This is a genomic window from Nocardia tenerifensis NBRC 101015 (assembly GCF_000308715.1).
Lineage (GTDB): Bacteria > Actinomycetota > Actinomycetes > Mycobacteriales > Mycobacteriaceae > Nocardia > Nocardia tenerifensis.
This window is the reverse complement of the sequence record NZ_BAGH01000468.1, coordinates 1-1,530: the sequence shown is the minus strand read 5'-3', so window position 1 is coordinate 1,530 and position 1,530 is coordinate 1. Positions and strand designations below refer to the sequence as shown.

General features: G+C 70.4%; 2 protein-coding genes. Both read right to left on the bottom strand.

All coding sequences use genetic code 11. The features are described 5' to 3' along the window. A partial coding sequence (locus ON39_RS34050; protein ID WP_157195550.1) for an MFS transporter occupies nucleotides 1–1,216 on the bottom strand: 1,216 nt, incomplete at its 3' end. 128 nt (nucleotides 1,217–1,344) lie between these two features. Continuing rightward, a partial coding sequence (locus tag ON39_RS34045; RefSeq protein WP_040740389.1) for an IclR family transcriptional regulator domain-containing protein occupies nucleotides 1,345–1,530 on the bottom strand: 186 nt, incomplete at its 5' end.

Genomic DNA, 1,530 nt, shown 5'->3' with positions numbered 1-1,530 from the left:
TCTCGGCGTTGTCGTGCTGGCCGCGCCGCCAGTGCGGCAGCGCGGTCACCGCCACCGCGCCGATCAACGCGGGCAGCATGAACGCGTAGAAACCGGCCTTGGGCGAGCCGATCAGGTCGGTCGCCACGCCCACGTAGGTCGGTCCGGCGATGGCCCCGACCCGGCCCACGGCCAGCGCGAGACCCAGTCCGGCGCCGCGCAATTCGGCCGGATAGAAGCTGGCCATGCTGGCGATGACCATGTTCTGCGCGCCGAGCGCGCCGATCCCGGCCAGCGCCGAGACCGCGAGCAGCAGCCAGTGCGGCTGCGGGGTGCTGAGCACGAACAGCGCGACGACGGCCAGGCTGAAGCAGCCGAGCGTGACCTCGCGCAGCGGCCCCCGGTCGGCGAGCGCGCCGAGCGCCATATTGCCGAACCCGGCGCCGAGGGTGAACGCGATGGTGAAGTCGAACGACGATCCGACGTCGTAGCCCGCCTTCACCATGGTGACCGGCAGCCAGGCCGTCGTGCTGTAGACCAGCGCCAGCCCCATGATGGCGGCCACCCAGAAAAGGGCTGTGCCGTAACGGAATCGCGGCGCGAGCACCTCGCGCAGCCGCGCACGGCCGCCCGCGCCGGCGAGGGAGACCGCCTCGGCGGGCGCGAGCCGCCAGATCGCGGGCAGCAGCAGGACACCCAGCAGACCCGGCAGGAACAGCCACTGGAAGTGCATGTGCGGCAACAGGAATTTGCCGGCGAGGGTCGACAGGGTGCCGCCGAAGGCGATCGCGCTGAGCGTGACGGTCAGCAGCAGTGCACGATGCCGGGGCGGCGCGAAGGTCGACACCAGCGTGCTGATGAGCGGGACGAGCAGCCCGATGCCGATACCGGTGCCGAAGCGGGCCGCGATGAACAGTCCGAGGGTGGGCGCCAGGGCGCCGCAGAGCATTGTGAACGCGGTCCAGGCGACCCCGAACAGCAGCGGTCGGCGCAGCCCCCATCGGGTGACGGCCCATCCGGCGGCGAACGACCCGAACGGCAGACCCAGGCTGGTCGCGCTGCCGATGACGCCCATCACGCTGTGCCCGGCGTGCCACGGCTCGTAGCTCAGCAGCGCCGGACCGACCGTGCCGACCGCGAACTGGTCGTAGCCCTCGACGAGCAACACGAGAAAAGCCAAGGCCAGCACGCTGCGACGGGCTGGGTGCGGCCGAACGGCCGCGGTCGGATGCATCATGGGCACTTCCTTCCGTGGGCATCACGTATTCCTGTGATGCAGGACATACGTCCTTGGACACAGGACAGTGCCATGTCGCGCGAAGGAGCGTCAACGAATCAGGATCCTTATCCTGATTTACAGGACGGTCAGGACGCGATGAGCGCCAGCTGCTCGCTGATCCGCGCGGCCGCGGCCTGGACGGCGGTGCTCACCTCGGGAATCCGGGACTCCGGCACGCGATGCGAGAGCGCGGCGATGCTGACCGCGGCCACGACCTCGCCGCGCCCGTCCAGGATGGGCGCCGCCACCCCGGTGACCTCGGGGTCCAATTC